The sequence below is a fragment of the Chryseobacterium sp. SIMBA_028 genome, assembly GCF_046535285.1.
GTDB lineage: Bacteria > Bacteroidota > Bacteroidia > Flavobacteriales > Weeksellaceae > Chryseobacterium.
The window spans coordinates 102,684-129,141 of sequence record NZ_JAWRWZ010000007.1 but is presented as its reverse complement, the minus strand read 5'-3'; the positions used below and the strand labels follow the sequence as shown (position 1 = coordinate 129,141).

The 26,458-nt window shown below is 36.2% G+C and carries 27 protein-coding genes; 6 read left to right on the top strand and 21 right to left on the bottom strand.

Features of this window, described 5'->3' with window-relative positions:
* Positions 1-166 precede the first annotated feature (166 nt).
* From SCA31_RS10955 to SCA31_RS10945, 3 genes are all read right to left on the bottom strand, one after another.
* Entirely contained in the window at positions 167-1,111 is a 945-nt protein-coding gene (locus SCA31_RS10955) for a transketolase family protein (RefSeq protein ID WP_106917237.1), read from the bottom strand.
* A 33-nt stretch (positions 1,112-1,144) separates the two neighbouring features.
* Positions 1,145-1,999, bottom strand: a complete 855-nt coding sequence (locus tag SCA31_RS10950) for a transketolase (RefSeq protein WP_410697175.1) — start codon at positions 1,997-1,999, stop codon at positions 1,145-1,147.
* A 107-nt stretch (positions 2,000-2,106) separates the two neighbouring features.
* Entirely contained in the window at positions 2,107-2,625 is a 519-nt protein-coding gene (locus SCA31_RS10945) for a hypothetical protein (protein ID WP_410697031.1), read from the bottom strand.
* 187 nt (positions 2,626-2,812) lie between these two features.
* On the opposite strand from SCA31_RS10945, the gene SCA31_RS10940 reads away from it, so the two are divergent.
* Positions 2,813-5,044, top strand: a complete 2,232-nt coding sequence (locus SCA31_RS10940) for a reprolysin-like metallopeptidase (protein ID WP_410697029.1) — start codon at positions 2,813-2,815, stop codon at positions 5,042-5,044.
* Between the two features lie 131 nt (positions 5,045-5,175).
* Here SCA31_RS10940 and SCA31_RS10935 read toward each other — a convergent pair whose 3' ends face one another.
* The 14 genes from SCA31_RS10935 to SCA31_RS10870 all read right to left on the bottom strand — a co-directional run bounded on the left by SCA31_RS10935 (position 5,176) and on the right by SCA31_RS10870 (position 17,834).
* Entirely contained in the window at positions 5,176-6,735 is a 1,560-nt protein-coding gene (locus SCA31_RS10935; protein ID WP_410697028.1) for a sodium:solute symporter, read from the bottom strand.
* Positions 6,736-6,930: 195 nt separating this feature from the next.
* Positions 6,931-7,218: a GNAT family N-acetyltransferase gene (locus SCA31_RS10930; RefSeq protein WP_174567036.1), complete on the bottom strand. Its 288-nt coding sequence runs from the start codon at positions 7,216-7,218 to the stop codon at positions 6,931-6,933.
* Positions 7,219-7,221: 3 nt separating this feature from the next.
* Entirely contained in the window at positions 7,222-7,617 is a 396-nt protein-coding gene (locus tag SCA31_RS10925; protein ID WP_410697027.1) for an OsmC family protein, read from the bottom strand.
* On the bottom strand, positions 7,617-7,835 hold the full coding sequence (locus tag SCA31_RS10920; protein ID WP_410697026.1) for a (4Fe-4S)-binding protein: 219 nt from the start codon (positions 7,833-7,835) through the stop codon (positions 7,617-7,619). Before SCA31_RS10920 ends, SCA31_RS10925 begins: the two co-directional genes overlap by 1 nt.
* Position 7,836: 1 nt before the next feature.
* Positions 7,837-8,415, bottom strand: coding sequence for a TMEM175 family protein (locus SCA31_RS10915; RefSeq protein WP_332561942.1), 579 nt, complete (start codon positions 8,413-8,415; stop codon positions 7,837-7,839).
* Positions 8,408-8,947, bottom strand: a complete 540-nt coding sequence (locus SCA31_RS10910) for an NADPH-dependent FMN reductase (RefSeq protein ID WP_410697025.1) — start codon at positions 8,945-8,947, stop codon at positions 8,408-8,410. Before SCA31_RS10910 ends, SCA31_RS10915 begins: the two co-directional genes overlap by 8 nt.
* Before the next feature lie 20 nt (positions 8,948-8,967).
* On the bottom strand, positions 8,968-9,867 hold the full coding sequence (locus SCA31_RS10905) for a pirin family protein (protein WP_410697024.1): 900 nt from the start codon (positions 9,865-9,867) through the stop codon (positions 8,968-8,970).
* Positions 9,868-9,920: 53 nt separating this feature from the next.
* Positions 9,921-10,232 carry a GNAT family N-acetyltransferase gene (locus SCA31_RS10900; RefSeq protein WP_410697023.1) on the bottom strand — a complete coding sequence of 104 codons (312 nt, stop codon included), beginning with the start codon at positions 10,230-10,232 and terminating at the stop codon, positions 9,921-9,923.
* 214 nt (positions 10,233-10,446) lie between these two features.
* Positions 10,447-11,322 carry a pirin family protein gene (locus SCA31_RS10895; RefSeq protein ID WP_410697022.1) on the bottom strand — a complete coding sequence of 292 codons (876 nt, stop codon included), beginning with the start codon at positions 11,320-11,322 and terminating at the stop codon, positions 10,447-10,449.
* A 138-nt stretch (positions 11,323-11,460) separates the two neighbouring features.
* The gene (locus SCA31_RS10890; RefSeq protein WP_410697021.1) at positions 11,461-12,864 is read right to left on the bottom strand and encodes an MFS transporter; all 1,404 of its coding nucleotides are present in this window, start codon (positions 12,862-12,864) and stop codon (positions 11,461-11,463) included.
* A 141-nt stretch (positions 12,865-13,005) separates the two neighbouring features.
* On the bottom strand, positions 13,006-13,848 hold the full coding sequence (locus tag SCA31_RS10885) for a hypothetical protein (RefSeq protein ID WP_410697020.1): 843 nt from the start codon (positions 13,846-13,848) through the stop codon (positions 13,006-13,008).
* A 293-nt stretch (positions 13,849-14,141) separates the two neighbouring features.
* On the bottom strand, positions 14,142-15,809 hold the full coding sequence (asnB, locus tag SCA31_RS10880) for an asparagine synthase B (RefSeq protein WP_410697018.1): 1,668 nt from the start codon (positions 15,807-15,809) through the stop codon (positions 14,142-14,144).
* A 331-nt stretch (positions 15,810-16,140) separates the two neighbouring features.
* Positions 16,141-16,404, bottom strand: a complete 264-nt coding sequence (locus SCA31_RS10875) for a hypothetical protein (RefSeq protein WP_410697017.1) — start codon at positions 16,402-16,404, stop codon at positions 16,141-16,143.
* A gap of 224 nt (positions 16,405-16,628) precedes the next feature.
* Entirely contained in the window at positions 16,629-17,834 is a 1,206-nt protein-coding gene (locus tag SCA31_RS10870; RefSeq protein ID WP_410697016.1) for an RsmB/NOP family class I SAM-dependent RNA methyltransferase, read from the bottom strand.
* A gap of 161 nt (positions 17,835-17,995) precedes the next feature.
* Between SCA31_RS10870 and SCA31_RS10865 the strand changes: the two genes are divergently transcribed.
* Positions 17,996-18,340 (top strand): zinc ribbon domain-containing protein YjdM, encoded by a 345-nt coding sequence (locus tag SCA31_RS10865; protein ID WP_109622728.1) that lies wholly within the window; start codon positions 17,996-17,998, stop codon positions 18,338-18,340.
* 311 nt (positions 18,341-18,651) lie between these two features.
* Here the strand turns inward: SCA31_RS10865 and SCA31_RS10860 are convergent, their stop codons facing one another.
* Complete coding sequence (locus SCA31_RS10860) at positions 18,652-19,587, bottom strand: sulfate/molybdate ABC transporter ATP-binding protein (RefSeq protein WP_410697015.1); 936 nt, start codon at positions 19,585-19,587, stop codon at positions 18,652-18,654.
* 75 nt (positions 19,588-19,662) lie between these two features.
* On the opposite strand from SCA31_RS10860, the gene SCA31_RS10855 reads away from it, so the two are divergent.
* Both SCA31_RS10855 and pheS read left to right on the top strand, forming a co-directional pair.
* Positions 19,663-20,322, top strand: a complete 660-nt coding sequence (locus tag SCA31_RS10855; RefSeq protein ID WP_410697014.1) for a YceI family protein — start codon at positions 19,663-19,665, stop codon at positions 20,320-20,322.
* A 127-nt stretch (positions 20,323-20,449) separates the two neighbouring features.
* Positions 20,450-21,460 (top strand): phenylalanine--tRNA ligase subunit alpha, encoded by a 1,011-nt coding sequence (gene pheS, locus SCA31_RS10850; protein WP_076356541.1) that lies wholly within the window; start codon positions 20,450-20,452, stop codon positions 21,458-21,460.
* 279 nt (positions 21,461-21,739) lie between these two features.
* Here pheS and SCA31_RS10845 read toward each other — a convergent pair whose 3' ends face one another.
* Positions 21,740-22,510, bottom strand: a complete 771-nt coding sequence (locus SCA31_RS10845; protein ID WP_410697013.1) for a DUF3108 domain-containing protein — start codon at positions 22,508-22,510, stop codon at positions 21,740-21,742.
* Between the two features lie 150 nt (positions 22,511-22,660).
* On the opposite strand from SCA31_RS10845, the gene SCA31_RS10840 reads away from it, so the two are divergent.
* Positions 22,661-23,716 (top strand): NAD(P)/FAD-dependent oxidoreductase, encoded by a 1,056-nt coding sequence (locus SCA31_RS10840; protein ID WP_076356545.1) that lies wholly within the window; start codon positions 22,661-22,663, stop codon positions 23,714-23,716.
* Between the two features lie 12 nt (positions 23,717-23,728).
* Positions 23,729-24,058 carry a 2Fe-2S iron-sulfur cluster-binding protein gene (locus tag SCA31_RS10835; protein WP_076356547.1) on the top strand — a complete coding sequence of 110 codons (330 nt, stop codon included), beginning with the start codon at positions 23,729-23,731 and terminating at the stop codon, positions 24,056-24,058.
* 92 nt (positions 24,059-24,150) lie between these two features.
* Here SCA31_RS10835 and SCA31_RS10830 read toward each other — a convergent pair whose 3' ends face one another.
* The gene (locus SCA31_RS10830; protein ID WP_410697012.1) at positions 24,151-24,732 is read right to left on the bottom strand and encodes a TIGR00730 family Rossman fold protein; all 582 of its coding nucleotides are present in this window, start codon (positions 24,730-24,732) and stop codon (positions 24,151-24,153) included.
* A 177-nt stretch (positions 24,733-24,909) separates the two neighbouring features.
* Positions 24,910-26,352: an aminoacyl-histidine dipeptidase gene (locus tag SCA31_RS10825; protein ID WP_410697011.1), complete on the bottom strand. Its 1,443-nt coding sequence runs from the start codon at positions 26,350-26,352 to the stop codon at positions 24,910-24,912.
* Positions 26,353-26,458 lie beyond the last annotated feature (106 nt).

The window sequence follows — 26,458 nt, the reverse complement described above, 5'->3', positions numbered from 1 at the left end:
GACTAAACTGATAAACAGGATAAAAACTACAACCATGATATGGATAACCATTCTCCTCCCGTATAGAGGGATCGCAAAAATTCAAAGAGTTTTTGACGAGGTGGTTAAAACAAAACCCCGGCTGTTTCAAAGAAACAGCCGGGGTTTATATTATTAGGCTAAATGATTATGCTAAAATTCTTTTTACAGCTTCTTTCACTGCTTCAGCATCAATTTTATACTTCTTCATCAATTCAGCTGGAGTTGCAGATTCTCCGAAAGTATCATTTACTGCTACAAACTCTTGTCTTGTAGGTCTTTTTCTTGCAAGCATTCCCGCAACAGATTCACCTAAACCACCAAGGTAGTTGTGTTCTTCAGCAGTTACAATTTTACCTGTCTTTTCAACAGATTTTAAAATGATCTCTTCATCAAGAGGCTTAATAGTGTGGATATTGATCACCTCACAAGAAATACCTTCTTTTTCAAGCTCATCAGCAGCTACAAGAGATTCCCATACAAGGTGTCCCGTTGCAACAATCGTTACATCAGTACCTTCCTGAAGCAGGATTCCTTTTCCGATTTCGAAAGGCATATCTTCAGGAATGAATACAGGAACAGTTGGTCTACCGAATCTTAAATATACAGGACCATCGTGATCAGCAATAGCAAGTGTTGCTGCTTTTGTCTGGTTATAGTCACAAGGGTTAATTACCGTCATTCCAGGAAGCATTTTCATCATACCAATATCTTCCAGTACTTGGTGAGTAGCCCCATCTTCTCCTAAAGTAAGACCTGCGTGAGATGCACAGATTTTTACATTCTTACCAGAGTAAGCAATAGATTGACGAATCTGGTCATATACTCTTGAAGTAGAGAAGTTAGCAAAAGTTCCAGTGAAAGGAATTTTTCCAGTGATGCTAAGACCTGCAGCAAGTCCCATCATGTTTGCTTCTGCGATACCTACCTGATAGAATCTTTCAGGCGCCTTTTCAATGAATTTTTCCATTTTCAAAGAACCGATAAGGTCTGCACAAAGCGCTACTACATTAGGGTTTTTATCAGCAAGTTCCGCTAATCCAGCTCCGAATCCTGAACGAGTGTCCTTTTTTTCTGTATATGTATATTTCATTTTTATTTTTATTAATCGAGATTGTTTAAGATATTAGTAGTCAGCAGGAGCTTCTAAATATAATTGCTTGAATGCTGTTTCCAATTGCTCATCATTTGGAGCTTTACCATGCCAAGCGTGAGATCCCATCATATAATCTACTCCAGCACCCATTTCTGTATGAAGAATAATTGCTACTGGCTTTCCTTTCCCTGTTTCTGTTTTTGCTCTCTCTAGGATACCAATTACAGCTTCAAGATCGTTACCGTTTTTCTCTTCCAAAACAATCCATCCGAAAGCTTCAAGTTTAGCATGAAGGTTTCCTAGGCTTAATACATCATCAGTATCTCCATCAATCTGACGTCCGTTGTAGTCAATAGTAGAAATGATGTTATCCACTTTTTTAGCAGCAGCATACATTAATGCTTCCCAGATCTGACCTTCCTGAAGCTCACCATCTCCGTGAAGAGAGTAAACAAGAGACTGATCTCCATCTAGTTTTTTACCTTGAGCTACACCAAGGGCTACAGAAAGTCCCTGTCCTAGAGAACCTGAAGCGATTCTGATCCCTGGAAGACCTTCGTGAGTAGTAGGGTGTCCCTGTAATCTTGAATCAAGCTTTCTGAAAGTGCTCAATTCCGCTACCGGAAAGAAATTAAATCTTGCCAAAGTAGAGTAGAATACCGGTGAAATGTGCCCGTTTGATAGATAAAAATGATCTTCATTTTTCCCCTCCATAGTGAAAGGAAGATTATAGTTCATTACCTTTCCGTAAAGTGCTGTGAAGTATTCTGTACAACCTAAGCTTCCGCCCGGGTGTCCTGAATTTACAGCATGAACCATTCTTAAAATGTCTCTTCTGATCTGCGTAGTAAGAGATTTTAACTCTTCAATACTTTTACTCATTATATCTGATTTATTTGCACGCGAATTTACAATTTTTTACTGGCTTATGGAAATGCAAAAATCCGGATCTAAAAACCCGGATTTTTACTTATTTGAATATTTTTCTGCTTTTAACAGCCTTCGTTAAGGTAAATTGAAATTTCAGTAACAATATTATTAACAAATTTAAAGCTTAATTGTGTTCCTGCCTGCCTGTCGTCCAGATTAAAATATCCGGCATTCTTCACAGATTTGCCATTGTCGTCCCAATCCTCGCGAACACTGTAGTTAGGGTAATTTTTGTAGGCATTAATAAGATCATCCTTTGTGCTGCCCACGCCAATTCCGCTCTTGGTTCTAAATTTTTTACTGGTTGTTGTGATATAGGTAATAGATGGAACACTTGGATTGGCTTCATTGATATAATTATCATAAATATCAAGCTGAATGGTTTCGCCAGTATATTTTACAACACTTTTTTTCTCTCCGTCTGAATTCTTCAGTTTCATCCCTGCAATTTTTTCAGCTTCAGCTTTTGGCATAAAAATCTTATAAGGTCCGATTCTTAAAGTAGACACTTCAAAATTTTCTTGAGCGTTCATAAGGCCAAAGGCCAAAACGAAAACGAAAAATGAAATAATTTTTTTCATGGTTTTTGTTTTTAATTTCTTTATTTAATAAATCATTATTGCAACTTCAAAGATAATTATTCTAATAATAATAGTATTTTGTTTTTTTTATATCTTGATTATGATATGTTTAGTTTGTAAATGTTTGTTATTCAGCATGTTGGTTGTTTTATTTTCTATATCTTTATTACGTTTAAAAAATCATAATATGACAATTAGAAAATTAATTTATTTAGGGCTATTCATTTTATCAATTTCCCTAGCAAAAGCACAAGATTTCTTTACCGAAATCAATGAACAAACAATTAAAGCAGAATCTAAAAACAGAACAGTACAGCCCGAAAAATTTCTTACCTATAAATTGGATGTGGGCGATATGAAAAACTATTTTGCTTCAGTTCCGGAACTAAGAGATAATGAACGTAAAGATAATGCCCCGATTATTATTTTGCCAATGTCTGACGGAACGAAAGCTAAATTTAGAATCTGGAGATCTTCAGTAATGGCTCCAGAGTTAGCGAGTAAGTTTCCCCAAATTATTACGCTGACAGGGCAGGGGGTAGATGATCAATACGCTACAATAAAACTGGATTTTACAGAGTTAGGATTTCACGCCCAAATAAAATCAATAGTATCAGGAGATATCTATATTGATCCTTATGCAAAAAATGATATTGGAAATTATATCATTTACAAAAAAGGTGATTTAATTGATAAAAAGCAAAGAGCCTGTGGGGTGAAAGATGAGGGGGTAAAATTAGAAAAAAAAAACGCACAAAAAACAGTTACTCTGGGGGTAGGAAATCAAATTAGAGTTTTTCGATTTGCAGTTGCGTGTACGCATCAGTATGCAACAGCGGCAACAGGATCTGCCAATCCTACAGTAGCCCAAACCTTGTCAGCTATTGTAACAACTGTAAATAGGGTAAATGGAGTGTATGAACAAGAGGTTGCCGTAAGATTGATCCTCATTCCTACTGAAAATGATATCATCTTTGTAAGCGCTGCTAATGATCCTTTTACAGGAAATGATGATGCAGATACATTAATTGATGAAAGTCAAACGATAATTGACTCAAGAATAGGAACAGCTAATTATGACATAGGACATACCTTTAGTACTGGAGGTGGTGGATTAGCTGGTTCAGGTATATGTAATTCTTCATACAAAGCAAATGGAATTACCGGTTCTTCTAACCCTGTTGGAGATCCTTACGATATTGATTATGTTTGTCATGAAGTAGGCCATCAGTTTGGTGGTCCACATACATTTAATGCAACAACAGAAAGTTGTGGCGGAAATCGTGAAGATTCCAATGCTGTAGAACCGGGTAGTGGTATTACAATTATGGCTTATGCTGGAATTTGCGGAAGTACAAACAATCTGGCCTCTAATAGTATTCCTATTTTTCATACGAACTCGTTTCAATCAATCACTACAGAAGTTCAATCTCTAGCATGCCCAGTGACAACAGCGGTTGCTAACACGGCCCCTACTGTAAATGCAGGAAATGACTATACAATCCCAAAAGGGACGCCGTTTAAGTTAACAGGGTCTGCAACAGATGCTCAGAATAATTCACTTACCTATTGCTGGGAACAAAATGATGTAGGTCCTGCAGGAAACTGGAATGTTCCTACAGGCAATGCTCCTTTATTCAGGTCATTTATGCCAAAAACTGTTGCATACAGATATTTTCCACAAATTACAGATATTATTAATAATACTACCACTAAAGGAGAGGTTATACCATCATATGCAAGAACTATGGAGTTCAGATTAACGGTAAGAGATAACAATGCCGGTTGTGGAGGTGTTGCTAATGACGATGCTAAAATTACGGTTGATGGAAATTCAGGACCATTTACAGTAACGGCTCCAAGTACCGCGGTAACCTGGTCAGGGAATTCTTCTCAAAGCATTACATGGAATGTAGCAAATACAACTGCTGCTCCTATAAATTGTGCCAATGTAAGTATTTTACTTTCAACAGATGGTGGTCTTACTTATCCAGTTACTCTTTTAGATTCTACTCCAAATGATGGGTCGGAGTTTATTACCATTCCTAATGTAAATACAGCACAAGCTAGAATTATGGTTGCAGGAGTCGGGAATGTATTTTTTAATATTAACCCAGTTAACTTTGTTATTAACAAGGAAATTCTAGGGGTTAATGAAATAACAAGCAATAAAGATGTATTTATTGTATACCCTAATCCAAGCAAGGGGATTGTCAATATTCAATTTGCCAATTCAAATGAAGTGTATGATATTATTGTATATGACGTAAGCGGAAGATTGGTATTTAGTAAGCTAGAGAATAAACCAGAACATGATAAGATTGGTACTTTTAATTTGTCCCAATTAATTAATGGAGATTATCTAATAAAGATCAAAACTAAAACGATTGATAAAACTGTAAAATGGATTAAAGAATAAGTAAATATTTCATTTAAGTATTTAAAAGGCTATTTTCATGAATTGAAAATAGCCTTTTAAATTATTATAAAAAGTAAAGCTAATAGCCATTAATATTGAGAATTAGGCCTTAGCTGAAATCTGTCTTTTAATTAAACAACCCTTAAATGCTGCTTGTTCTTCACCAACCATAAACCGATGAATGTAAGCAATCCGTTAAGGACAATAAGCTCAACGCCAATTCTGTAATCTGTATAATTGGTAATAGCAGAGTTGATGAAGTAAGTTATTATAGGAGCTAAAATAGTAACGGTAAGGATAGAGTATTTCTTTGAAATCTGAAACTTGGTGAAAATTCCAAAAGCAAAAAGTCCCAGAAGTGGACCATAGGTATATCCGGCAATTTCCATGATCAGATAAACAATTGATTTATCATTTAATGCTTTGAAAACCATAATCAATATGAAGAAAACCACAGTAAATGTCAAGTGTACTTTCATACGAAGACGTTTTTTTTCTTTTTCAGTTTTGGTTTTATCTTCATTAAGGTTTAATAAATCTACACAGTATGAACTCGTTACAGCCGTTAACGCTCCATCAGCAGATGGGAATAATGCGGAAATTAATCCGATAATAAAAATAACGGAAATGGTCATCGGGAAATACCCCTGAAGCGATAAAGCAGGGAAAAGGTCGTCGCCCATGATATTTTTAATATTACCTGCAGCATCTTTAAATCCAAAGATATTGGTAACTGTTTCAGATTTTATAGTTCCGTATTCTGCACCATGCTGTAGGGCAAAAAGATAGAGTAGTCCTCCTAAGAACAGGAATGCCAGATTAACCAAAAGAAGTGTTCCTGCAAAGGTGAGCATGTTTTTCTTTGAATTCTTAAGGTTATCCACAGAAATATTTTTTTGCATCATTTCCTGATCCAATCCTGTCATGGCAATGGTAATAAAGATTCCCCCCAGTATTGTTTTAAGGAAAAACGTCTTGGAATTGGGATCAAAATTGATGAAATGAGTGTAATTTTTCTGTTCCAAGATGGTGTATGCCTCCCCAAAGGATAAATTTAGATTGGATAAAATGTACACAATACAAGCCACCAAGCTGATGATCATAAAAGAGGTCTGTAAAGTATCGGTAATCACAATGGTTTTTACTCCGCCCTCGAAAGTATAGAGAAGTACCATCAGCAAAAGCACAAGGGAAGTTACCCAAAACGGAACTCCAAGCCCTTCAAGAAGGAAAATCTGCAAAACATTGACAACCAGATATAGCCTTGCCGTAGCACCAATGGCTCTGGAAATAATAAAGAATATGGAGCCTATCTTATGCGCCTCTACATTGAATCTTCTTCCTAGATAAGTATAGATAGAGGTCAAATTCATCTTATAATATAAAGGAAGCAATATGGCAGCAACAATAAAATATCCGATGAAAAAGCCAATCACCATCATATAGTATTCAAAACCGCCGTAGATATATTCAGAGCCGGTCATTTTTCCGACTGTTCCCGGAACTGAAATAAAGGTAACCCCACTTAAGCTGGTTCCTATCATCCCGAATGCAACGAGCCACCATTTACTCTTTTTGTTACCAATAAAAAATGACTGATTATCAGAGTTTCGGCTGGTGAAATAAGAAATCACCAAAAGGCCGACAAAGTAGATAAATACAAATAGCAAAAGGATAGTTCCTGGATTCATGCTTAATTTTTAAATTTTAGCAAATATATAAAAAAGAACCATCGTGAATACTGAATTTACTTTAGAGTCCGTTTTTATAGACCAGTCCATATCAATAAGAGAAAGAAAAATACTGTTCCTGAGCTTATATTAAAAAGAAAAACCTTTCAGGTTCATAGTCTGAAAGGTTTGTATTGTAAGGGTGGAAAACAGTGTTTAATTTACCAAAACATCCTGAAGTTCCTCACTTTTCTGGAAACTAGCTTTAGCAAAAGGACAGAGAGGAATAATCTTCTTCCCGTTCTTTCTGGCAAAAGCTACAGCTGCCAAAAGCATTTCCTTACCTACACCTTTTCCGTTGTAGGCTTCTTCCACCTCGGTGTGGTCTATAATAAATCTTTCTTCTCCTGCCCAGGTGTATGTCATCATTCCTGCGCGTCTTCCATCTATGAAAGCTTCAAAACTTCCGTGTTTCTCGTCGTTGTTTTGTTTTACTTCGATCATATTCTATGAGAATTTAGTTAGTATTTCTATGTCGTTTGTTAATATTTTATGAACAGGGCAGGCATCTGCAATGGTGTGTAATCTTTTCATCTGCTCATCATCCAGAACCCCTTCAAAGCTAATATCTCTTTTGAAAATTGCTCTTTTGGTTAATGGGTAATTTTCGAGTTCCACTTCCACGTTGATGTTTTCTACATCCCATTCTTTTCTTTCAATATACATTCTCAGGGTTGCTGCTGTACAGCTTGCCAGCGATGTTGCCAGAATTTCCATGGGATTGAAACCCTTATTCTGCCCGCCTTTATCTAAAGGTTCATCGGTAATGATGGTGTTTTCACCAGCCGTTACCTCAGTATAATATTTTGTTTTTCCTAAACTTGCTTTTACCGTTACCGCCATTATTTTTCTGTATTGAATGTATAACTTAATGCTCCAGAAGGGCATTGGTCTATTTGTTTTTTAAGTTCTTCAGGAGTAGCATTCCCAGCTTTTATCCAAGGTCTGTCTTTGGGATTATAGACGTTGGGAAGCAACTTTACACATACAGCCGAGTGGATACACTTTTGAGGCTGCCAGATGACAGTAATGTCGCCGTTGGGATATTCGTGTGTTTCCATATTAATTGTCTTTTAATGATTTTTCGATTCTTCTGTCTGGAATCAGCCATATGAGAGCCACGAGATAATAAAAACCTATGGCAATATAAGGATAAAAAAATGAAGTAGCGATTCCGAGGACGTAAAATATGATGGAGATATACTCCTTTGCTTTAAAATTGATAGCCTCTTTCAGCTTTGAATTTTCACCCTCATTTCGGATAATAAGATTTTCCAGAATGGTGTAAGCAATGGCACACATGATAAGCCCTAAACCGTAGGTAGCAACAGGATTCTCAGCAAAACCGGTTGTTCCGATCCATTCTGTGGCAATAGGCATCAGGGATAACCAAAACAATAGATGCAGGTTAGCCCAAAGAATGCTGCCATTTACTTTTTTTACCGTTTGAAACAAATGATGGTGATTGTTCCAATAAATACCCACATAAATAAAACTAAAAATGTAAGCCAAAAACTTGGGAAGAAGCGGTTTCAGGCTTCCCCAGCTAGCTCCTTCAGGAACCTTTAATTCCAGGACCATAATCGTAATGATGATCGCCAGGACCCCATCACTGAATGCCTCCAGTCTTCCTTTAGTCATTAGTTTTAATCTGGTTTCTAAAGTTTTCAATCCTTGCTTTCAGATCGCTGAGCATATCAGGATTGATTACACCGCTTTCAAGGTCGAAATTCTCATAAAACTTAGATAATGAAAAAGTATCCTTGATATCTGCTGCAAATTGTGGGAAAAAAGTTTTTGCTGTATTCATAACATTTCCACCACCATAACCTCCGGGTGAAGTACTCATCAGAAGCATAGGTTTGTTTTGAAATACCTTTACATTGATTCTTGATGCCCAATCGAAAACATTTTTAAAAGCGGCACTGTAAGACCTGTTATGCTCCGCCAGTGAACAGATAATGACATCACACTCTTCAATCACCTTTAAAAAACGATGCGCTTCATCCGGAAATCCTTTCTTTTCAAGGTCTACGGAAAAAACAGGCATGGTGAAATCGTTAAGGTCAATCAGATTAATTTCTTCATTCTGAAAATCTTTCAATACAAACTTTACGAGTTCTCTGTTAATTGAAGTAGATGAGGTGCTTCCTGCAAACGCTAATATTTTCATGGTTTCTCTGGGGTCTAGATTTATTTTCTGTTTAAAATTGCCTTTGGTAGGGGAACATATTCTTGTTCGTCTTCCGGAACTAAAGGAAATGCATCATGATTCTGATCGTTCCAGTTTACCTTAGCCTGATCAATTATCTCCTTGTTAGAATTTACAAAATTCCAGAAAATAAAACGTTCCTCATCAAAGGGTTCACCTCCAAATAGATAAACAGTTCCGTTTTCACTCATTTCAAACTCACAAAGTTTAGTGTCTTTTGCAATCATCAGTTGTTTTGAACCATAAGAATTCCCATCTGTGGTTACTGTTCCATCCAAAACATACATGGCTGCTTCTCCATAAAGATCTTTTCCAATGCTGATTTTCTTTGCTTCCTTTGTTTTGATCTCAAGGAAAAAGAGTTTACTGTGTACCGGAACAGGAGATGTTCTCCCGAATGCTTCTCCTGCAATAAGTTTATATTGAATTCCATCCTCTTCCCAAACTGGGATATCATTCTCTTCGATATGATGGAAAGTAGGTTCAGATTGTTCCAGATGCTTTGGGAGACCTACCCAGATTTGAAATCCATGAAGTCTTTTATCGCTATGTCTAAGGTATTCAGGAGTTCTTTCCGAATGCACAACTCCTTTTCCGGCAGTCATCCAGTTGACGGCTCCTGGTTTTATTTCCACAGCACTTCCAATGCTGTCTCTGTGGAAAATGGATCCCTCTAGCAGGTATGTTAAGGTAGATAATCCGATATGCGGATGTGGTGGAACATCAAGGTTCTGATAGTCCTTTAGTTCGGAAGGTCCCATATGATCAATAAAAACAAAAGGTCCGACTGCTCTTTTTTCACGGAACGGAAGAAGCCTTCCTACCAGAAAATTACCTATATCTGCAGCTTTTTCTTCGATGATAAGTCCAATATTTGACATAATGATGTAATGCTTTTTAAAATTTTATTTAAATCAATGTTCTTAAGAAGAATTTAAAGTTTTTCATATCCTTCAAATTTTTCATCCACAATACGTTTCCATTCAGGATGCCTTTTGATAAAGGCAAAAACGTAAGGGCAGAACGGAAGAAGTTTTTTACCGCTTTCTTCAATATAATGCAATGTTTTTTCTACCACAGCCGCTGCCGCACCTGTTCCTGCCAGCTCTGGTTCAGCTTCAGTATGAATTAAGGCAATCTGATGGGTGGTTTCACGATAATCAATAAAAGCAAAGTGTCCATTGATATCTATTTCAAATCTTTTATCGGTTTTTGTAAGGGGTATGTTTTCAAATTCTGGTTTCATAATTTTCGTATTAAAAGTGATGGGTTTTATAAAGGAACAAGAGTTTATTGACTAATATTGAGGGGCAGGACCTTATTGATTATAAAATCAATAAGCTTTGTCCATGGCATCATTTAAATACAATATAAATCCTGTTCCTTTATATTTTACCCGACATCATTATATAAAGTTAATAAAAAAGGAACAATCAAAGATTAAGGAAAATTTAATTTTACTAATCTTCCAGATATCCAAATTTTCCGGTATTAAAATCCTCAAATGCCTGCATGATTTCTTCTCTGGAATTCATCACAAAAGGTCCGTGAGGATAGATCGGCTCATTAATTGGCTCTCCGCTGATGATTAAAACAATAGCATCTTCTTTTGCTTCAATGGTAAACGTTTCTCCCTCATTTTTGAATAGGGCAAAATGATCTCCCTTAATGTTCTCTTCTCCGTTTATGGTGATATTTCCCTCAATAACCAAGGCTGCTGTATTGAAATGAGCAGGAAAATTGAAATCTGCCTTTCCTCCAGCCTTAAGTTTTGCATTCATCATATGAACTGGTGTAAAAGTATTGGCAGGACCGCTATGTCCGTCATATGCTCCTGCAATGACTTCCACAAATCCATTTTCTCCTAAGTCTACTTTTTCCATTTTGGAGTTTTCGATGGCCTGGTATTTTGGCGTACTCATTTTATCCTTAGCAGGAAGATTTACCCAAAGCTGAACCATCTGAAAAATTCCTCCTTCTTTCGCCCATTCTGTTTCATGATATTCCTTGTGAAGAACACCTTTTGCAGCGGTCATCCATTGTACATCACCTTCACCAATAACACCGCCGCCACCAGCACTGTCATGATGTTCCACTTTACCACTATATGCTATTGTTACCGTTTCAAAACCTCTGTGTGGATGAACACCCACACCTCTCGGTCTTTCTGAACCGTTGAAATGAAATTTTGAATTATAATCAAGCATAATGAATGGGTCCATTCTTTTCATGTCTAATCCATTTACACCTGGAATAAAATTATGAACCCTAAAACCATCACCTACGAAGTGTGCAGGTCTTGGAGATACTACTATTTCTACTTTTTTAGTTGCCATAATATTGTTGATTTTATATGAACAAAAGTACCATAGTTATAAGTCAGAAACATTGATCTGTGATAAGTTCGTACGGAGACAAGCTGGCAACAAATTTTGCATTGTCAGTATCCTTATCTTTTATAGTTTTGCTTAAGCTTATTCCTCTTTCGACTTCATATTTTTACCATCCGAGATGTGTAGTCTTCTAAAGACAAATCCGGATAAAATAGTCAGTATGCCTACCGTAAGAAATGTGTATCGGAAAGCATTGTGAATTTCGCCTTGAATGAGATCTGTGTTTTCAAATAGCTTTAATACAATCAATCCGAATGCAATACCAAACCCTATGGCAAGCTGCTGATTGACGGATATTAAAGAATTTCCGCTGCTGGTCTGGAAGTTTCTAAGATCTGCAATGGAAATCGTATTCATGGAGGTAAACTGAATGGAATTGAAGAATCCTAACACCGCAATGATGGGAACAAACCAATATAAGGAGGTGTGAATATCAGGAATCGCCAATAGACAGATTAGGGTTCCAATGATAAATGTATTCACCATCAGGGTTTGTCGATAACCATATTTATCCAGAATTTTAATCACTGATGATTTCCCAAATATAGCCGTTAAGGCCATTGGAGCAATGATCCATCCTGAAGTTACTGCCGATTGTTTATAGGCAATCTGTATCATCAACGGAAGGAGTAACGGAACAGAGCTGATTCCTAATCTGGTGGCCAGGTTTCCAATAATTCCGACACGGAAAGTTCTTACCTTAAATAAATTTAATGGAAAGATGGGGTTACCTCCTCTTTTTGCATGCTTATAGTAATAATAAAGAAACAAAAAGCCTAATATGAAGACGAGAAGAACGGGCGTTATGTTTTGTATATCTCCGAAAAGTTCCAAAGAAACAGAAAGTAGGAGAGAAGCTGCTGCAAAGATTAAGAAACCTTTCAAATCAAAATCAACATCATCAGATTTATAATTGGGCATAAATTTTAAGCCTAAAATAATCCCCAGAATACCAATAGGAATATTAATAAGAAATATCCAGTGCCAGGAAAGATAATCTACCATATACCCACCAACTAATGGCCCTAATACAGGACCGATAAGAGCAGGAATAATGGCGAAATTCATCGCTTTAAGAAGTTCACTTTTGTCAAATGTTTTAATGAGGGCTAATTTTCCAACAGGGGTCATTAAGCTTCCCCCAACCCCCTGGATAACCCTCGAGATTACCAAATGAGTGAGGTTTTGAGATAATGAACAGAACAAAGAACCAAGGCTGAATAAAACCAAGGAGAATATGAATATTTTTTTTGTTCCGAATCTATCTGCCAAAAAACCACTTGCTGGCATAAAAACAGCCAGGGTCAGAACGTAGCTGATGATTGCATTCTGCATATTTAATGGAGATTCATGAAGATCCTTTGCAATAGATGGCAGGGAAGTGTTCAGAATTGTAGAGTCTAGCATTTGCATAAAAATAGCAGTGGCTAGAATCAGGGGCAGAATTTTCTTTATTGATGCTGGTTGAATGCTTGTTTCTGTCATTTTGTACAGGCTGGAATATTCAAAAAATGTCCAGGCTTATTTTATTTGAAGAAAATGCTTGCTTTAAGCAATTTGATCCTTAGATAAAGAAATCCATATAAAATTAAAAAAGTCCTGCGAGATATCACAGGACTTTTTAATTTATTTTCTAGGTTTTTCTACTCCTTTCCATTCATCACCGGCTTTTCTATACTGGCTTAAAGTGAAATTTTTGAAATCCTTTGTTTTATATTCAATGTTGTCAGTATTCTGCTCAAACGGCATGATGTAGTAGTATTCAACGTCCGTTTTATCAGATTTGTTCCCTTTTTTTACAGAGGGAACATATTTTGAAAATTTATAGCTCGGAAGATATTGTTTTAATCTTGTGTAGAATGCTTTATCTTCTTTTTCATTAGGAATGATATCAATAATGTTCAGATCGTCTTTCTTTTTGTCAACCCAAAGGTAGTAAGTTTTCTCTTCTCCCATGTTCCTGTTAAACGAATTGAAAGCAAACAATTCTTTAGGAACCAGTTCCTTGATCTTTTCAGGGTCAACCTTAGTGTAAAATTGACCTTTTGAAGGGTCTACATAGGTTTCTAGGTTGTACATTAAAACTGAATTGTTTTCAAAATTCTTGTTTTTAAAATATTGATTTAAAGATAGCTCTGCCGTTTTTCTCAATTCCTTACTTCTGTCATCCAGTTTTTTTGTTGGATTTTGAGGATTCACTTTTTTTACAAATTGATACAGAACTATAGGTTTAATGTCCTTAAGGTGAGGATAGGTTTTAAGTTGTTCAGCCTTTACCAGCCAGTAAAATTGTTGATAGTAGTCATCTTTATCAACATCTTTCACACTTTTATAAGCCAAAGCAAGCTTTTTTGAGTTCAGGTATTTGCCGTATTTTCCCTGTCCAAAAGCAAAACTTATGGATAATAAGGCAAATAAAACAGTAAGGTTTCTTCTCATTTTTTTATAATTGATATTTTCGTTTTCCAAATATAATTATTTATTAGATATTATTTTTGATTGTCAGCTAAATTATGTCGATATTATTGCTGTTAATTCAAAAGAAAATCCTGTATTGCTACAGGATTGATAAATTTTGTGTGATTTTAGAAAGCAGAGGCTGATATTTAGAAACCAGAAATATCTAATTTAAAAAGTTAAATACCAATAGTGAATATGGCTTCGCAAGTAAATTATGAATTATTATTTTCTATAAAGATTCATGGGCGCTGCAAATTGACCTTTTATAATTGATAGGGTAAAAATTCCAAAACCTCAAACTCTTAGTACGATGTTTCGTGCACTTTCACTGCTCTTCCACTTGGGTCATTCATTTTTTTGAAAGCTTCATCCCATTCCAAAGCAATAGGAGTAGAGCATGCAACAGAAGGAACAGAGGGAACAGTAGCTGCAGCTGTTTCACTTGGGAAATGCTCTTCAAAAATAGTTCTGTATCGGTATTCCTCCTTATTCTGTGGCGTGTTTAACGGGAATCTAAATCTTGCATTCGTCATCATCTCGTCAGAAACTTCTTTCTCTGCAACCTCTTTTAAAGTATCGATCCATGAATAACCCACGCCATCTGAAAACTGTTCTTTTTGTCTCCATGCAATAGATGCAGGGAGAAGGTCTTCAAATGCTTTTCTGAGTACCCACTTTTCAATTTTTCCCTCAGAAACATTGATCATTTTGTCTTTGGGGTTAATGGTCATGGCGATATCCATAAATTCTTTGTCAAGGAAAGGAACTCTGCCTTCTATTCCCCAGCTCATTAAGGCCTTGTTGGCTCTTAAACAATCATAAAGGTGAAGCTTTCCTAGCTTTCTTACTGTTTCATCATGGAATTCCTTAGCATTGGGCGCTTTGTGGAAGTATAGATACCCTCCAAACAGTTCGTCTGAACCTTCTCCGGAAAGTACCATTTTGATTCCCATGGACTTGATTACTCTTGCCAAAAGATACATGGGAGTGGAGGCTCTGATAGTAGTGACATCATACGTTTCCAAATGATAGATTACATCACGTACAGCGTCCAGTCCTTCCTGAACGGTGAAGTTGACTTCATGATGAACAGATCCGATATGTTCTGCTGCTTTTTGTGCAGCAACAAGATCGGGAGATCCTACAAGGCCTACAGCAAAACTGTGAAGTCTTGGGTACCATGCTTCCTGAGTATCCCCACTTTCAATTCTCTGTCTTGCAAACTTTGCTGTAATTGCTGAAATAACAGAAGAATCTAAACCTCCGGAAAGTAATACTCCGTAAGGTACATCACTCATCAACTGTCTGTGGACTGCATCTTCAAGACCTTTTCTCAATTTTGAAATATCCGTTTCATTGTCCTTTACATGATCAAAGCTGTCCCAGTCTCTTGTATACCATTGTTGTAGCTCACTGCCATCCTTGCTGTACACCAAATGTCCAGGTAAGAAAGTTTCAATTTTTTTGCACACTCCTTCAAGAGCTTTCAATTCAGAAGCTACATAATAGTTTCCGTTCTTATCCCATCCCTGATATAGAGGGCAGATTCCCATGTGGTCACGCGCAATCAGATAAACATCTTTTTCAGTATCATACAAGGAGAATGCGAAAATTCCGTTCAGTTTTTCAACGAAGTCTTTTCCTTTTTTTTGATAAAGAGCCAGGATTACCTCACAGTCCGATTGTGTCTGAAACTCATAATCAGGAAATTCTTCTTTTAGTTCTCTATGGTTATAGATTTCACCATTTACGGCTAATATGATCTTTTTATCTTTTGTAAATAAGGGCTGCTTTCCTGAAGTAGGATCTACAATAGCAAGTCTCTCATGAGAGAACACTACTTTTTCGTCCTGAAAAACCCCACTCCAATCCGGTCCTCTATGACGGATTTTTTTTGACATCTCCAAAACCTGGGGTCTTAGTACTTCGGTTTTCTGCTTGGCGTCAAATAGACATACAATTCCACACATATTTTTATTATTTATGAAACAAAAGTATAAGAGTTGTTTATAAATAACAATTAAAAAATGGTATTGATTAATATTTTTAATTAAATTATTTAAATAAAAGAAAAATATTAACTTTTTTTAGTGAAAAACATCTTTTTTGATTAATTTTTTTCGTTAGCCTAAAATAAATACAATCTCTATACGAAATAAAAATGACATATTTATTAATCTATGGTAATTTATTATATGAATTTTAGTCTTTTCTTTGTGGCTCGAAATAATTTTTTTTCATCATTTGTGTTTTTACCTTCTTGCAATTCTCATGCAAGAAGGTTTTGTTTTTATAGGATCTTTAGCAAAGCTTCTGCAATGTCCCATACACTGAAATCCGTATTCTTTGTGAAACTTCAACTGCATGGTCTGCTTCATTCCTATTCTTATCATAAAGAGATACAATATGTTCACCTGCTGATATAATATTTTCAAGCTTTAAAAATGAATAAGAAGTAAAAAGATGATGGTTTGGCGGATGCCCGATTATAGCGGGTGATGCTTTTCCATTATAAGAACTGATATAACATACTTCCTTAGCCTGTTCTAAATATAGGCAGAACAAGAAGATTGCCAAAAAGTTAATTATATTTCTTTTACACATAATGGATGAGGTCGCAGGAGCGCTATTTCAAATATAAAAATAGCCTTACTGCATCAAAACGATTTAATCTATAGAGTTAGTAGAGAATGGATGTAAAATGTTACACTATATTTTTAGAAATTAGTTTAAAAAACAGAAAAAACTACTCTTTAGAGTAGTTTTTATCTTTATATTTTAAAAATGAATTAAGAAATTCTTTCGATCAATGCCATGTAGAATCCATCATATCCTTCACTTGGCATTACTTTATCATCCTTGATCATTTTATATCCTGGATTATTTTTAAGGAATTCCTCAACCTGCATATTGTTTTCAGAGGGTAGGATAGAACATGTTGCATATACCATTTTCCCGCCTATTTTCAACATCTTAGAATAGTCTTGAAGAATCTGTTGTTGTTCCTTTTTAATTCTGTCGATAAAGTCCTGGTCAATTTTCCATTTACTGTCCGGGTTTCTTTTCAAAACTCCAAGGCCTGAACATGGTGCATCAATCAGTAGTCTGTCTGCCTTTTCATGAAGACGTTTAATTACCTTGTTATCAGAAATCATACGTGTTTCAATATTGTGAGCACCCGCTCTTTTTGCACGGCGCTTCAATTCTGCCAGTTTCCACTCAAAAATATCCAACGCTACAATCTGACCTTTGTTTTTCATTAAAGCAGCCAAATGAAGAGTTTTTCCACCTGCTCCTGCACATGCGTCTACCACTCTTTGCCCTTCTTTTACATCAAGGAAATACCCGATCTTCTGTGAAGAGGCATCCTGAACTTCAAATAATCCCTCCTTAAAGGCGGTAGTAAGGAAAACATTCTTTTTCTCCTCAAGCTGTACTGCGTCAGGATAATTTTTGATAGAGAAAGAAGTAACTCCCTCATCAGAAAGATCAGAAATAAGTTCTTTTGTAGTTGTTTTTAAAGAATTAGACCTTAAAACGGTAGGGGCCTGTTCATTTAGGGCAAGCATTTCTCTTTCCCAGCTGGCTCCAAGTTCTTTTTCTAGTGTTTCGGCCAACCAATCAGGAATAGAATGTTCTATGGCCTTAGTGGGAACAGTATTCTTCTTAAGTTTGGTAAGGATGTCTGCAATCTTAATTCCATCAAACTCTTCAAACTTTTTATAATTAGTCTTGCTCCAAAGAAGGTAAGCAAGGATAAGTTTGTAAATGTTGTTAGGTTTTATCCCCTCGCCCATATAATACTCAAGGCGTTTTTTCCAACGGATAATATTGTAGAAAATCTCAGAAACAACGGCTCTGTCCTGGCTTCCCCATTTTCTGTTTGCTTTCAAAAGTCTTTCAATAACTTTATCTGCATATTTGTTTTTTTCAAAAAATGTTTCTAGTAAGGCATCGTGAATTCCGATCGCCAAGTTTCTGTGAATAAGTTCCATAAATTTGCTTCGCTGTTTGAATCTGCAAAAATACGAATTTAAGTTGAGAGTTTAGATTTTGTGTTTTAAGGTTATATTCCCACTTTCTAATTTCTCACATCTCATCTCTGTACTCTTGACTCAAACGTCCAAAAAACTCTACCTTTGCAAAAAATTAAAATATGAGTGATACAGTACTTTGTCCGAAATGTAGTTCCGAGTTTACCTATCCAAGCGATAACATGATGGTGTGTTCTCAGTGTTTCTACGAATGGAACCCTGAAGAGACGGCATCAGAAGCAGCAAGCGAGGGTAAAATATTGGACTCTAACGGAAATGAGCTTCAGGATGGTGATTCTGTAGTGGTAGTGAAAGATCTTCCTGTAAAGGGAGCACCAAAACCGGTAAAAGCGGGTACTAAAGTGAAAAATATTCGTCTAAGACCAGGAAGTGATCACAATATCGATTGTAAAATAGATGGTTTCGGAGCAATGGCTTTAAAGTCTGAATTTGTGAAGAAAGCATAAAATAATTCATTTTTAAAGAATGGCCTAGGCATTGAATTGTAAAGGTCCCTAAATAAAAAAAGGAAAAGATTGGACAGTGTAATCTTTCAATAGACTTAATCGCAAGATTGCTGATGTCCGTCTAGAAGGCAGAAAGAGAATTAACCAAAAATTTCCTTAAGCTGTAGAGATACAAATGTAAGAAAAAGTTTTAGAACCAATTCTTATGTTTGTATTTTTTTATTCACAGGATATTGAAAATGTATAAGTTATGTTGGTGTAAGAGCGCTTGGACTACGAGCCAATCGTCCTTTTACAACTTTGTTTTACCTTTAAATAAATGAAACATTTACAGGATTGTTCAGTTTCTCATCAGTATAGATTATCAGTTCCTTATTTCTTACTTTAATCTTATTCCAATAATAATTTCCTGCAAATCTGCTTTCAAGAATTCCTGCTTCAAAACCTGTTTCGGTGATTTTTATTTCTTTAGGGTAATAGGTTGGTTTTGAGAGTCCAAAATCTATGGTTTCCGCCTCACTGAAAATATTGACTTCCCCAAATAATTTGGCGACATAGACATTGTAGGGATTTCGATAGGTTTCTTCAGGGGTATCATTCTGAATTAATCTTCCATTCTGAAGAATAACAATCTGATCCAGCCACGGCATGATGTCCTGAAGTTCATGAGTGGAAATAATAAGAGATATCTGATGTTGTTTTACATATCTGAAAAGTCTTTCCCTAAGTTCAATTTTTCTTGGGAAATCCAGATTACTAAATGGTTCATCTAAGATAAGAAGTTTAGGGAGTACAGAAAGGGCTCTGGCAATAGCCACTCTTTGTTGTTGACCGCCACTTAAGTATTTTGGAAGTACATCAGCAAATTCCTGAAGTCCTACCACTTCCAGAAGTTCCATGACGGTTTCTCTTTTTTGAGCTAAATTAATATTTGAAATAAATTTCCCTACATTTTCGGCAACAGTAGCATAGGGCATCAGGTCAAAATTCTGTGCTACGAACTTCATTTCAGCTTCACCAGGAACAAGATTTCCTTTAGGTCCCAAAAGCTTGTTTCCATCAAAAATTATGTCCCCACTTTCCCAGTTAAGAAGCCCGTAGATTAAACCTAGAAGTGTTGATTTTCCGCATCCGCTTTCTCCTGCCAGAGCAATAATTCTACCAGCTTCAAACCTTAAATTAAGGTTTTGAAACAAGGGTTTTTCCTTGGTGTGAGAGAAAAATAAATTGTTTATTTCTAATAGCATATTACAAATGTAAGGTTTTTATGAAAACACAATTTTTTTTATTATATTAGCGGAAGTAATAAAAATAAATCAAAAATGAGAAAAAAACTGTTTTCGCTAGCTATTCCTGCTTTATTTATTGCTGCTGTAATGGTTTCTTGTAAAAAAGATAAACCGCTTACCAGTGAAAGTAATGAGGTGACGACTACCAAGAATGGTAACCAGTACACTTTGGATACACTAAACAGTAAGGTTGAATGGAAGGGATATAAAGTTTTCAAATCTGAGAATACAAGCCATTTTGGGAATATCAAATTCGAAAGTGGAGATGTGACAGTGAAAGAAGGAAAGCTTGAAAGTGGTAAATTTGTTGCTGACATGAACTCATTAACTTCTGTGGACTTAAAAGACAGTCCGGAAGATATGGAGAAATTAAACGGTCATCTTAAGAGTGGTGATTTCTTTGAGGTTGAAAAATTCCCAACCGCTTCTTTTGAAATTACAAAGGTTACTCCCGCTAATGAGGGTGATTATAATACTCTTTTGGAGGGTAATTTAACCATTAAAGGAATTACCAAGCCTGTTCAGTTTAAAGCGAATGTTTCTGTGAAAGATGGAGAAGTAAGCGTTGCTACTGAGCCTAAGGATATCAAGAGAGAAGAGTTTGGAGTAAAGTTCCAGGCTCCTGCTGAAAACGGTGTGATTAAGGATGAGGTTACTCTTCAGATCAGCGTTAAAGCTTTAGAAAAGAAATAATTTTTTTATTTAAGTGAAATAAGTGATTGAAGTCTGCCTCCCGAAAAAGAGGCAGATTTTTTTATGACTCACTTATTATTAAACTTAAAAGTCGTATTTTTGCAAAACATTTTGAAAGGGTAAAATAATGATAGAAAAGATAGAAGAACTACTGATCGAAGTAAACGGCTTCAATACTGCATCTAAAGAGGAGATCGAAAATTTCCGAATCAAGTATAATGGTAAGAAAGGAGTTCTAAATGATTTTTACGAAACATTAAAAGAAGTTCCTAACGACCAGAAGAAAGAATTCGGGCAGAAGATTAACTCCTTGAAACAGGCTGTTGCCGGTAAATTAGAAGATTTGAAAAATGCTTCTGAATCTTCTATTGTTGTAGAAAAAGAAGATCTTACAAGACCTGCCTTTCCATTGGAATTGGGATCAAGACATCCGATCAACCTTGTTAAAAACAGAATTATTGAAATCTTCAAATCTATTGGCTTTGCAGTAGCAGATGGCCCTGAAATTGAAGATGACTGGCATAACTTTACCGCATTGAACCTTCCGGAATACCATCCGGCAAGAGATATGCAGGATACTTTCTTTATTGAGCAAAACCCGGATATTCTTTTGAGAACGCATACTTCTTCTGTACAAACCCGTTATATGGAAGAAAATCAGCCGCCTATCAGAATTTTATCTCCGGGAAGAGTATTCAGAAATGAAGCAATCTCTTCACGTTCTCACTGTATTTTCCACCAAATAGAGGGATTATACATTGATGAAAATGTAAGTTTCGCAGACTTAAAGCAGACTATCCAGTTCTTTACTACTGAGCTTTTCGGAAAATCCAAGATCAGAATGAGACCATCGTATTTCCCATTCACTGAGCCAAGTGCAGAGATTGATGTATACTGGGGATTAAACTCTGAAACAGATTATAGAATTACAAAAGGTACAGGTTGGTTAGAAATTATGGGTTGCGGAATGGTAGACCCTGCTGTATTGAAAAATGTAAATATTGACTCTGAGAAATATTCAGGATATGCATTCGGAATGGGTATTGAAAGAATTACAATGCTTCTTTACCAAATGAGTGACATCAGAATGTTCTTTGAAAATGATATCAGAACCTTGGAGCAATTCAAGTCTCTATAAAAAATCAAACCTCCGGAGCTCCGGAGGTTTTTGTTTTTAATTACTGACCTAAGAAACAAAACGTAATTAAAAACTGATCTTATTGAAAAATTTACACGTGTCTGTTTCTTATGCTGTACTTTGAATACGCAAGGTATTTCAATAAAGTATTTGCATACTGCAGCTTGTTTGCTGCTCTATAATAAAGACAATTGGTATTCATAATATATTACATTCCAAATAAAAAAATGTCTGTAAAAACTACAGACATTCATCAACTAAAGAGCTTAGTTATCTATTTTATTTAGTAAACTTTAAAGGATATTTTACATTTTTATAATCATCAATACTGGCCTTTAATGAACCTACAGCCAGTTCTGCCTTTAAAAGTAACGGAATATGGTTGGCATCATTGGAAACCCACATCGTCACTCCTTCTTTTTCCTTAAATACTCGTCCACTTTTCACAGATGGAATAATTTTTAAGCTACTGATGGTTCCGAACTTGGTTTTTAGGTTCTCAGTTCCTGTTACCTTTAGCTGGAAAGGAAACATTTCATCATCAATCCATACATTCATATTGATAATGGTTCCTACTTTCAATTCATCAGAACTTTTACTTCGCAGATAATAAAAACAAGAGAGCATATCCTGAACTCCTTTCACAGATTTTATCACCTTAGAGCCATTGGCGGGTGTTTTTTTATCTGTTAAAATCAAGGTGTTATTATCATGATTAAAAGCGGTCTCAAGGTGCTGGCGGTAGCTTCCTTCCCGTACATTTCTTACATAGAAACTTGGTAATCCTGTTTCTGTATTGATGAAACTTTCATATAGGTCTTCTACTTTGAAGAAAGCCTTTACGGCACCCGTGGTTTGTCCTGTACCTTTTACATATAGGTGAGGTACCCCTTTGTAGTTAGTCTTTTTAGTGGTAAGGTTGGCGGTTCCGGCATTCAGAAAACCATAATGGATCCTGAGAGTGATGGATTCGCCGTCTGCGATGTTATCAATCTGAGCAGAGCCTAAAAAGAATATAAGTACTGCAAAAAGGTTTAAAATTTTCTTCATAATAAGACATTTACAAAAACATTGCCAAATTTAAGATCTTAAATGATAGATATTTGACAAATCTCAGGTTTTTATTTAGAATCAATTAAATATGCTTCGCATTAAAATTAGTAAATTTGCAGTTACATGTATAATTAAATTATCTAAATTATGATAACCACTGATATATTGATCATAGGTGCAGGTCCTACAGGACTTTTTGCAGTTTTTGAAGCTGGTCTTTTAAAAATGAAGTGTCACATTATTGATGCACTTCCACAGCCGGGAGGGCAATTGGCTGAACTTTATCCTAAAAAGCCTATTTTCGATATTCCAGGGTATCCTTCGGTGAATGCCGGAGAATTGGTGGATAATTTGATGGAGCAGATCAAGCAGTTTCAACCTGGGTTTACTTTAGGGGAAACCGCTGTTTCTTATACAAAGGTGGATGACGAGTGGTTTGAGGTGATTACCAACAAAGGAACAGTTCACCGATGTAAGGCTATTGCTATTGCAGGAGGATTGGGAACTTTTGAACCTAGAAAACCTACGTTTGATAATGTAGCTGATTATGAAGAGAAAGGGCTGGAATACTTCGTTAAAGAACCTGAACATTTCAGAAATAAAAGAGTTGTTATTGCTGGAGGTGGAGATTCTGCACTGGACTGGAGTGTTTTCCTTTCCAATGTGGCAAGTGAAGTGACTTTGATCCACAGAAGAAATGAGTTCCGCGGAGCTTTGGATTCTGTAGAAAAAGTTCAGGAGCTTAAAAACCAAGGGAAAATCAAATTAATTACTCCTGCGGAAGTTACCGGTATTAAAGGTGATGGAAAAGTAGAAGCTATTACAGTAGAGAGTGAAGGACAGGAGGCTTACGATATTGAAACAGATTATTTTATTCCTTTATTCGGATTAACTCCAAAATTGGGTGAGATCGGAAACTGGGGATTAAATATTGAAAAAAATGCAATTGTAGTAAACAACGCTCTTGATTACCAGACGAACATTGATGGGATCTACGCTATTGGAGATATCAATACATATCCTGGAAAACTGAAGTTGATTCTTTGTGGTTTCCACGAGGCTACTTTGATGTGTCAGAGTGTGTATAACAGACTTAATCCGGGTAAAAAATTCGTATTAAAATATACAACAGTAAGTGGAGTAGACGGGTTTGACGGAAGCCGTAAAGAAGCAGAGAAGGCTGTTGTGAAAAAAATTGACTAATTTTGCAGAATTATGTCAGACGTTAATATTAAAATCACCGATAGAGAAGGTGTAATTCACGATGTTGTAGCTCCTACGGATATGTCCATGAACCTAATGGAGATTATCCGTTCTTATGAATTGGCTGAAGAAGGGACTATTGGTGTATGTGGAGGAATGGCGATGTGTGCTTCCTGCCAGGTATATGTAATTAATGACCCAGGGCTGGAGCCTATGGGAGATGAAGAAGATGCCATGCTTGCTGAAGCTTTCCACGTGAAAGATAATAGCAGACTAGGATGCCAGCTACATATTGCCGATGCAATGGAAGGACTTGAAGTGGAAATTGCTCCCTATCCTTAGAAAATATTTTTTAATCTTAATAAGAAACCCGTCCGAATTTTTCGGACGGGTTTTGCTTTGTATTTACTGTTTATATTAAAGCAATATAGATTTTAAACTTCTTCCTTAGAAATCCACTTTCCAACGGTAGGCGGCTCGTAATTTTTCATCTTTTCAAGTAGGTCATCAATATTCTCACTGATCAGAAGCATATCTCTATTCACCTGCTTTAAGAATCCTTTATCCACCATATTCTGAACCAGATTGATCAGGTCGTCATAAAAGCCATCAATATTTAAAACCCCGATTGGTTTTTTGTGAAGACCAAGTTGTGCCCAAGTGATCATTTCAAAAAACTCCTCCAATGTTCCATAACCACCTGGAAGAACGATGACGCCATCGCATAGATCATTCATCTTAGTTTTCCTTTCATGCATGGTTTCCACGAGGATAAGTTCGGTCAGGTTTTTATGGGCAATTTCCTTGGATTGTAAAAAGTGGGGAAGCACTCCGGTTACTTTTCCGTTTTCACTTAAAGTTCCATCTGCTACGGCTCCCATCAAACCTACATCTGCGCCACCATAAATAAGCTGTATGTCTTGCTTTGCTAATGTTTGTCCTAATAAGAATGCCTGTTCTCTGTAAATTTCATCTGTGCCAAAGCTTGATCCACAGAATACTGTAGTACTCTTCATAATTTATATGTTTTTTTTAAGGCTAAAGAAGATAAGAAAATATACTTATATTTTTTTGTATGTTATGTATTTTTAATCTGTCAGGCTTTATCTGGTTAATAGAGAGTTGATTGTTTTTAAATTAAAAATATCCAAAATCATAAGACTTTGGATATTTAATATAGCTATTTTAATGTTCTATTTCTGAGGAATATTGGCTAAAATATCCTTTAGGAAGCTCCAGAATTTCTGAGCAGAAGGGATATTTGCTTTTTCGTCAGGAGAGTGTGCTCCTCTAATGGTTGGTCCAAAACTAACCATTTCCATTTCAGGATAATTGGCACCGATGATACCACATTCAAGTCCTGCGTGGCAAGCTACTACATGAGGTTTCTCATTAAACTTCTCGATGTAGATTTTCTCCATGACCTGTACAATTTCAGAACCTGGTTTTGGTTTCCATCCTGGGTAAGAACCGCTGAATACGACATTCATTCCTGCTAATTCTGCTACAGATTTTAATTGTTCTGCTGTAGAATATTTAGAAGAATCTACGGATGATCTTGTAAGGTTTAAGATTTTAAGCTCACCATCTTTCAATTCAACTCTTGCTACATTGTTGGATGCTTCCACAAGGTCTGCTACATCAGGGCTCATTCTGTAAACTCCGTTATGAAGAGCTTTTAATGTAAGAATGATTTTCTTAGAATCTGATTCAGATACAGCTTTGTCAGAAGATGTAGAGTTTTCGATATTGATTTGGATTCCAGGTTCTACAGAAGCAAACTCTTCCAGAATTTCTTTTTTAAGAATGGTAGCAGCATCAATAAATTCACTTGCATTTCTTACTGAAACAACAGCTGCTCCTTCTCTAGGAATAGCATTTCTTAATCCTCCACCGTCAATAGAAACGATTTCAAGATTTTGTTTTTCTAATCCAATATAAAGGAGTCTTCCAAGGATAATATTGGAATTTCCAAACCCTTTATGGATGTCCATTCCGGAATGTCCTCCCTGTAGTCCTTTTACTTCAATTCTTACAATTTGTCCTTTGGGAGCTTCTACAGCATAATTTTGAGTGATGGTAACATCTACACCTCCGGCACAGCCTATGTCAATCTCGTCATCTTCTTCCGTATCAAGGTTTAAAAGAATTTCTCCTGTAAGCTGTCCTGGTTTTAAACCGATAGCTCCGGTCATTCCTGTTTCTTCATCAATAGTGAATAAAGCCTCTAATGCAGGATGCGGAATATCTGAACTTTCAAGGATAGACATAATGGTAGCTACTCCTAAACCGTTATCAGCTCCTAGAGTTGTTCCTTTTGCCTTTACCCAGTCACCATCAATTTCCATCTTGATCCCTTCCGTTTCAAAATCAAAATTAACATCATTGTTTTTCTGGCAAACCATATCCAGGTGAGACTGAAGCACAATAGACTTACGGTTTTCCATGCCTGCAGTGGCAGGTTTTTTAATAATTACATTTCCTACTTCATCTACGGTAGTTTCCAATCCTAGGTTTTCACCAAATCCCTTGATGAAAGCAATTACTTTTTCCTCTTTTTTTGATGGTCTTGGAACTGCATTTAATTTGGAGAAGTTTTTCCAGATTATCTGCGGTTCTATATTAGATAATTCCATTGAAATTTATTTTTCTCAAATTTACGAAATAAAAAATGCTTCTGTGAAATACAGAAGCACTTTTGTATGGGGTTGGAGGACAAAACGGCAAAATAGGGAATCAGCT

Coding starts and splice junctions, on each gene's coding strand:
- SCA31_RS10955 (WP_106917237.1), bottom strand. CDS start 1,111: ATGAAATATACATATACAGAAAAAAAGGACACTCGTTCAGGATTCGGA.
- SCA31_RS10945 (WP_410697031.1), bottom strand. CDS start 2,625: ATGAAAAAAATTATTTCATTTTTCGTTTTCGTTTTGGCCTTTGGCCTT.
- SCA31_RS10940 (WP_410697029.1), top strand. CDS start 2,813: ATGACAATTAGAAAATTAATTTATTTAGGGCTATTCATTTTATCAATT.
- SCA31_RS10935 (WP_410697028.1), bottom strand. CDS start 6,735: ATGAATCCAGGAACTATCCTTTTGCTATTTGTATTTATCTACTTTGTC.
- SCA31_RS10930 (WP_174567036.1), bottom strand. CDS start 7,218: ATGATCGAAGTAAAACAAAACAACGACGAGAAACACGGAAGTTTTGAA.
- SCA31_RS10925 (WP_410697027.1), bottom strand. CDS start 7,617: ATGGCGGTAACGGTAAAAGCAAGTTTAGGAAAAACAAAATATTATACT.
- SCA31_RS10920 (WP_410697026.1), bottom strand. CDS start 7,835: ATGGAAACACACGAATATCCCAACGGCGACATTACTGTCATCTGGCAG.
- SCA31_RS10915 (WP_332561942.1), bottom strand. CDS start 8,415: ATGACTAAAGGAAGACTGGAGGCATTCAGTGATGGGGTCCTGGCGATC.
- SCA31_RS10910 (WP_410697025.1), bottom strand. CDS start 8,947: ATGAAAATATTAGCGTTTGCAGGAAGCACCTCATCTACTTCAATTAAC.
- SCA31_RS10905 (WP_410697024.1), bottom strand. CDS start 9,867: ATGTCAAATATTGGACTTATCATCGAAGAAAAAGCTGCAGATATAGGT.
- SCA31_RS10900 (WP_410697023.1), bottom strand. CDS start 10,232: ATGAAACCAGAATTTGAAAACATACCCCTTACAAAAACCGATAAAAGA.
- SCA31_RS10895 (WP_410697022.1), bottom strand. CDS start 11,322: ATGGCAACTAAAAAAGTAGAAATAGTAGTATCTCCAAGACCTGCACAC.
- SCA31_RS10890 (WP_410697021.1), bottom strand. CDS start 12,864: ATGACAGAAACAAGCATTCAACCAGCATCAATAAAGAAAATTCTGCCC.
- asnB (WP_410697018.1), bottom strand. CDS start 15,809: ATGTGTGGAATTGTATGTCTATTTGACGCCAAGCAGAAAACCGAAGTA.
- SCA31_RS10870 (WP_410697016.1), bottom strand. CDS start 17,834: ATGGAACTTATTCACAGAAACTTGGCGATCGGAATTCACGATGCCTTA.
- SCA31_RS10865 (WP_109622728.1), top strand. CDS start 17,996: ATGAGTGATACAGTACTTTGTCCGAAATGTAGTTCCGAGTTTACCTAT.
- SCA31_RS10860 (WP_410697015.1), bottom strand. CDS start 19,587: ATGCTATTAGAAATAAACAATTTATTTTTCTCTCACACCAAGGAAAAA.
- SCA31_RS10855 (WP_410697014.1), top strand. CDS start 19,663: ATGAGAAAAAAACTGTTTTCGCTAGCTATTCCTGCTTTATTTATTGCT.
- pheS (WP_076356541.1), top strand. CDS start 20,450: ATGATAGAAAAGATAGAAGAACTACTGATCGAAGTAAACGGCTTCAAT.
- SCA31_RS10845 (WP_410697013.1), bottom strand. CDS start 22,510: ATGAAGAAAATTTTAAACCTTTTTGCAGTACTTATATTCTTTTTAGGC.
- SCA31_RS10840 (WP_076356545.1), top strand. CDS start 22,661: ATGATAACCACTGATATATTGATCATAGGTGCAGGTCCTACAGGACTT.
- SCA31_RS10835 (WP_076356547.1), top strand. CDS start 23,729: ATGTCAGACGTTAATATTAAAATCACCGATAGAGAAGGTGTAATTCAC.
- SCA31_RS10830 (WP_410697012.1), bottom strand. CDS start 24,732: ATGAAGAGTACTACAGTATTCTGTGGATCAAGCTTTGGCACAGATGAA.
- SCA31_RS10825 (WP_410697011.1), bottom strand. CDS start 26,352: ATGGAATTATCTAATATAGAACCGCAGATAATCTGGAAAAACTTCTCC.